The organism is Eubacterium barkeri, assembly GCF_900107125.1.
GTDB classification, from domain to species: Bacteria; Bacillota; Clostridia; order Eubacteriales; family Eubacteriaceae; genus Eubacterium_O; species Eubacterium_O barkeri.
Genome location: NZ_FNOU01000030.1, coordinates 23,212 through 29,279, shown reverse-complemented (window position 1 = coordinate 29,279; position 6,068 = coordinate 23,212). Strand labels below are relative to the sequence as shown.

Sequence of the window (6,068 nt, the reverse complement as noted above, 5' to 3'; positions counted from 1 at the left end):
AAAGAACATCATGGGATGCGTTATACCCAAAGCATCGGAAAAGCCCGGGTTGCCATACAGGTCGGGCTGACATTGGCCTGTCTAAATTTAAAAAAGCTGGCCATCCTGAAGTATAAAAGGGGACTTGCTGAGCGGGATTCTTTTGCGCCTATCTCATTTTTTACTGCTTTTTTCAATTTTAAGGAAAAAACAAAACCAGCGAACCGATGGTGTTGTTTCGGTTAGCTGGTTTGTCTACGCTCTGAGCCATAGAAACCCATAAAGTTTCTATGGCTTTTTTCGATTGGAAGAGAAGCGAGAACGTCATCCGTGGTATATAAGCATAAAATGTAGAGGAAAAAAGATGCTGACGAAACGGAAAAAAACATACGGGAGCAGGCTCAAATCATCACCATGGATGCGATTGTGCCACGGGATCATATCCTAAGATTAGTCGATGCAGCCATCAGCTTCGACTTCATCTATGAGCTGGTCGAAGACCAATACTGCCTGGATAATGGCCGCCCCAGTATCGATCCGGTGGTCCTCATCAAGCTGCCCATCGTCCAGTACCTTTGCGGCATCAAAAGCATGTGCAAAACCATCAAGGAGGTCGAAGTTAATGTCGCCTATCGCTGGTTTTAGGCCTTGTCATAACCCCATTTCAGCACCTTCGGAAAAAATTATGCACGACGCTTTAAAGACATCCAGCGCTTCGAAGACATCTTCGCCCATATCCTACAGGAATGCATTGACAGTGGATTCGTTGATGGCCAGACCATCTTCCTGAACGGGACCCACGTCAAAGCCCTGGCGAACCGGAACAAACATCAAAACCGGAGGGTCCGAAAAACCGCCAAGATTTATGAAGAAGCCCTTCAAGAAGAAATCACCAGAGATCGGGAAGCTCATGGCAAGAAACCCTTAAAAGAACGTCACGATGACGATGGGAACGGTGGCGTATCTACCCCATCCTCGGATGATCGCTTCCCATCCCAAGAAACCACTGGGGATGATGCAGGGATGAAAAACCAAAAGGTCAGTACGACCGATCCAGAAAGCGGTTGGTTCCATAAAGGGGGGATAGGATGCGGACAAAAAACTGGACATCAAATGGGCGCTAAGAGGAGTTCAAATTGTATAATAAAGAAGAAATTGAACAAGCTTTAAACTTATATTACCACGTTAAATCCGTGAGTAAAGTCGTTCACCAACTGAATAATCCAAGTCGTCGCCAATTGTACACTTGGATTGCACTGGAAGGGAAGCAGAAACCAAAAAGAAAGCAACTCCTCACGATTCATCCTCCAGAACATCCAAGAAATCCATCCTTTGAGGTAAAAATTGCGGCCATAAAACGTTACTTTGAAATAGGCGAAAGTGTAAAATCGGTATCAGAAGATATTGGTTATAACCGTGCTACCATTTATAATTGGCGTAAGAAATACTTGAAAGAAGGTCATTGGGGTCTGATGAATCAGAAAAATATTAAGCGAGGACCATTAAAAGAAGGGACCGTAAACCACAGGCGGGATGAGTTGAGTGCATCTGTCGAAGAACTGGCAACAATCAAAGCTCAGATGCATGATATGCAGATGGAGATTGATCTTTTGACAGAAACAATCAATATATTAAAAAAAGACCCAGGCATCGATCAAAGAGCTCTTAGCAATCGGGAGAAGACAGTGATAATCGATGGATTGTCAACACTAAATTGTACAATTAGACTAAGCACTGTTTATTATATTCAATTGGTGTCAAGTAGTCCAATGATCCGTGGATACGGATATGGTTGTACCAATGAATATAATCAAATAACTCACGTTCCAATTCATCAAAATCATCAAATTTTCGATTAAATGCAAATTCCGTTTTAACAACTTTGTATGTTGCTTCAGCGACGGCATTATCATAAGGACACCCCTTAGCACTTAAGGACCGTTTGATTTTAAATGTGTTGAGCAAGTCATCGATACATTGGTTCATAAACTCCGATCCCCGATCGGTATGAAAGATTTGAATGGTGTTTAAATCCCTTTGGATACGACTGAAAGCCTTGTAAACCAACTGGGCATCTTTATGCTTGCCAGCTGCGTATCCAATGATTTCACGGTTATACAAATCTATAATCAGACAAATATAATGCCATTTTCCAGAAACATTGACGTAAGTCAAATCACTGACGATGACCTCCAATGCTTCCTGGCGGTTAAATTCTCGATTGACGATGTTCGGGGTTTGTGATGGGATACATTTTGTTCGATGGACTTTATATTGCTTGATTGTATAATTTGAAACAAGACCATTGCTTGCCATGATTCGACCAATACGCCTTCTACTGACTTGTTTACCTATCCGTTCGAGTTCGACCTTTATTTTCCGGGTACCATAGTTATTTCGACTTTGATTGAAAATATCACAAATTTGTTGGTTAAGCGTTTTATCTTCTCGGGGATCTTTTTCTTTCGGGATGTAATAAAAAGTAGATCTCGGGATTTTTAATAATTTACACATGGCGCTGATACTGTATTTATCCTTGTTAGCCAGGATGACCTTTATTTTCGTCCCATTATCAGCGCTGCTTGCTTCGCGTGCCCTTTAGGGTATAAAATATCATTTTCCATTCGAAGTTGTTGATTTTCTTTGCGAAGCTTGATCAGCTCTTTGTCCTCAGCTCTTCGGTTATCATCGATGTTAAATGAACCACTTGTGTTATAGCGTTTAATCCAGTTACTCAACACAGAGGAAGATAGTTCGTATTCGCGCATGATTTCTACTCGGGTTTTCCCATTGTTGTAAAGTTCAACAATCTGTTTCTTAAATTCGTCCGTATGGTTTCGCCGCGGTTTTGTCATTTTCGTTCACCTCACTGTTTTGGATTTTAACAGCTCTTATACGTTTTGTCCAGTTTAGTGTAGCCTATCCACGATGCCTTGAAGAATAAATACACACTGTCACAATTACTCGACCGTTTAAAATTACCCCGAAGTAGCTATTATCAAAAAGGACGTTCAAATAAGCCGGATAGAGATCAGGCATTAAGAGAACGTATTGGGATTCTTTTCAAAGAAAACAAGAATTGTTATGGTTATAGAAGAATCCATGCCCTACTTAAAAAAGAAGGAACGACGCGTTCTGAAAAAGTTGTGCGACGAATACTCCGGGAGGAAGGTCTTACCGTTAAAATCAAGAAAACAGCATCCTATTGCTCTTACAAAGGGGAAATCACACCAGAGGTTTCAAATATAATTGATCGAAATTTTCATTCGGATTATCCCAATCAAAAATGGTTGACGGATATCACTGAATTCATCATTCCTGCAGGGAAAATCTATCTTTCCCTAATTGTTGATTGTTTCGATGTTAAAGAAAGGATGCTCTCCCGATAATGCTGCATGCGAAGGCGTCTTTGGCCGATTAAAGAACGAGATGTTTTATCATACCAATTGGGCTGGCGTAAGCATCGAAGAATTTATAGCGCAGTTAGAACAATATCTTCAATGGTATAATTCAAAAAGAATTAAACAATCCCTGGGTTATATGAGCCCTTTAGAATATAGACAAAATTTAGGATTGGCCTAATAGAAGTCCAAGAAATTCTCCGCACCCCCCGAGTGTGAAAGGCTTTCTGTAAATTAGAATTTCCTGTGCTTAGAATCAGAGTCAAAAGAAAAAGCAAAGCAGTATAGATATGTTTTAGATCGTTAATATATACGCCATAAATCGCACCATGTCAAGAATAGGCGATAAAAACCACCTGTTTATTAAGGCAATATTGACGATTATTCTGGCAAGCGGCTCTCGTACATCATGCTAAGCTCACCATAGACCAGCCCCCAAATTCGAAGGGGCAGGCGCCATTTTTTAGTCGCTTCAAAGGTCACCAAGTAAATCGGAGTGCTGTATCGCTGGGAAAGACACTACGTTGGCGATTTAATTTGCGGTATATCGCATTGAGACTTTCTATAGCATTGGTCGTATAAATGACTTTGCAAACAGCGGATGAAAATTTAAGATGGGAGACAGAGCATCTAAGTTATTCTCCATAGTTGTGTTCAGAGGTTCTTTATCGCATTACGGTTGACTCTGAGCATATTGTCTGTCTGATTCAATTTATCGATTCATCCGGAGCGTACATCCTTAAGCCGTGTGAGTTTGCAATGGCTTTGATATTAACGCGACAGGAAGTGATTTTTTTTAGCGTTTTGACTTCCGCTGTTGAGAAGGGAAAAATCCAGTAACTGGTCTTTGAGTTTTTTGTTTTTTTCATTCACATATTTGGTCAGAATCATATAAACGGTTGGGCTGTTATTCGTGGTGAGTCGGTAGATTCGCCTTGAATCTGTTTCATTAAAAAGCGATGGTGCGTTGCTACTGCTATTCAAGTAGAACGGAAAGTAAGGCTTCGTAGGAAAAAACGTCTATTTTTAAATGGACATGTGCGTATTCTCCATCGGGGAGTAGAATGTGCTCTATGAACTGAAATCCATAGGAAATCAAACGATCATCTTAAAATAGAGTCCTGTCGAGGGGGCTCTTCTTTGGTGCCAAAGGGTATCGCATTTTTCGATATCCTATGGGTTTGGGGGAAGGGCTAACGGGTACAAGGGCCGGTTATGATATGGGATGTCAATGTCAGTGGTGGTTGCAAAGTACGACTGTCCCTTAATTGCAAACACCTGTCCGCCATATTTATAATTCTGAAAACAATGCCAGTGGAGAAAGGCATTGCTTTTCCTTTGAAAATGTGTTTTAATAGAGAAAATTAAATGTGTATACAGTATTTCTTGAAGGACAATGGCGTCCGATTCAATGGGATGGAGTGGTATAGACGGTAGGTTGATGGAGATCCTGGTGGCAAGGGTGCTGAGGGGTTTTATTTCCTGCACGGTTAAATCAGGCGTCCGATTGACTCGGGCGCCTTCGTTTTTTGTAGGCGTTTATGACGTTTTACCGATTTATATGAAGGAGACCGACCATGTTAAGAAAAGAAGGCGAGATTCGGATCCCATCGGGGTGTGCCATTTCCGGTATCATTGACCGCAAGGGCCGCAGGTGCATCAATGGGAAGACCATTGTGGATTCCATTGCGGTGATGCACGATCGTTCCAATGGGCTGGGCGGGGGCTTCGCAGGCTACGGCATCTATCCGGAGTATGCGGATTCCTACGCATTCCATGTGTTTTACGACGATTTCAAGGCCCGGCAGGAAACCGAGGCCTACCTGGAAGGGTTTTTCGATATCGTCAATCTAAGCCGCATCCCAGTGCGTAAGAATAAGAATATCGTGGATGAGCCGCTGATCTGGCGGTATTTCGTCAACCCCATCTTCACCAAGATCCAGGAGGCCAAGGGGGAGATTGATGAGCAGAAGTTCATCGTGGATACGGTGTTCTACATCAATTCCGCCATCGACGGGGCCTATATCTTCTCCAGCGGGAAGAATATGGGGGTATTCAAGGCGGTGGGTTTCCCCGAGGATGTGGGGGATTTCTACAAGCTAGAGGAATACAATGGCTATTGCTGGACGGCCCATGGCCGTTATCCCACTAATACACCCGGCTGGTGGGGGGGCGCCCATCCCTTTGCGCTGTTGGACTACTCGGTGGTGCACAACGGAGAGATTTCCTCCTACGATGCCAATCGACGCTATATTGAAATGTTTGATTATAAGTGTACCCTGCTGACGGATACGGAGGTCATCACCTATATTATCGATTATCTCAATCGGAAGGAGGGCTTTGATTACGAGGATATTGCGGCCATTATTGCAGCACCCTTCTGGGAAGAGATCGATGGAATGCCCAGGGAGCAGGCGGCCCGGCTGACGGTTTTGCGCAATACCTTTGCCAGCCTGCTCATCACCGGACCCTTTTCCATTATCTGTGGCTTTAATAAGGGGCTCATGGCCCTGAATGACCGCCTGAAGCTGCGGTCCATGGTGGCGGGGGAGAAGGACGATATTGTCTATATTGCCAGTGAGGAGTCGGCCATTCGGGCGGTGTGTCCGGATATTGAGGGGATTTGGGCCCCCAGGGGCGGTGAGCCCATTATTGTCCGGGTTGAAGCGGATGGGAAGGAGGCGTAAA

1 protein-coding gene and 6 pseudogenes are annotated in these 6,068 nt (G+C 43.4%); 5 read left to right on the top strand and 2 right to left on the bottom strand.

Annotated features, from left to right (window positions below):
* The 3 pseudogenes from BLU30_RS14390 to BLU30_RS14740 all read left to right on the top strand — a co-directional run.
* A pseudogene (locus BLU30_RS14390) lies at positions 1 to 225 on the top strand (IS5/IS1182 family transposase); the annotation flags it as partial.
* 168 nt (positions 226 to 393) lie between these two features.
* Positions 394 to 1,059 (top strand): annotated as a pseudogene (locus BLU30_RS14745) (transposase); the annotation flags it as partial.
* 113 nt (positions 1,060 to 1,172) lie between these two features.
* Positions 1,173 to 1,439, top strand: a pseudogene (locus BLU30_RS14740) (transposase); the annotation flags it as partial.
* 262 nt (positions 1,440 to 1,701) lie between these two features.
* Here the strand turns inward: BLU30_RS14740 and BLU30_RS13195 are convergent.
* Positions 1,702 to 2,834, bottom strand: a pseudogene (locus BLU30_RS13195) (IS3 family transposase).
* A 72-nt stretch (positions 2,835 to 2,906) separates the two neighbouring features.
* On the opposite strand from BLU30_RS13195, the pseudogene BLU30_RS13190 reads away from it, so the two are divergent.
* Positions 2,907 to 3,561 (top strand): annotated as a pseudogene (locus BLU30_RS13190) (IS3 family transposase); the annotation flags it as partial.
* 200 nt (positions 3,562 to 3,761) lie between these two features.
* Here the strand turns inward: BLU30_RS13190 and BLU30_RS14735 are convergent.
* Positions 3,762 to 4,017: pseudogene (locus BLU30_RS14735) on the bottom strand (transposase); the annotation flags it as partial.
* 940 nt (positions 4,018 to 4,957) lie between these two features.
* Between BLU30_RS14735 and BLU30_RS13175 the strand changes: the two are divergent.
* Entirely contained in the window at positions 4,958 to 6,067 is a 1,110-nt protein-coding gene (locus BLU30_RS13175) for a class II glutamine amidotransferase (protein WP_090247080.1), read from the top strand.
* Position 6,068 lies beyond the last annotated feature (1 nt).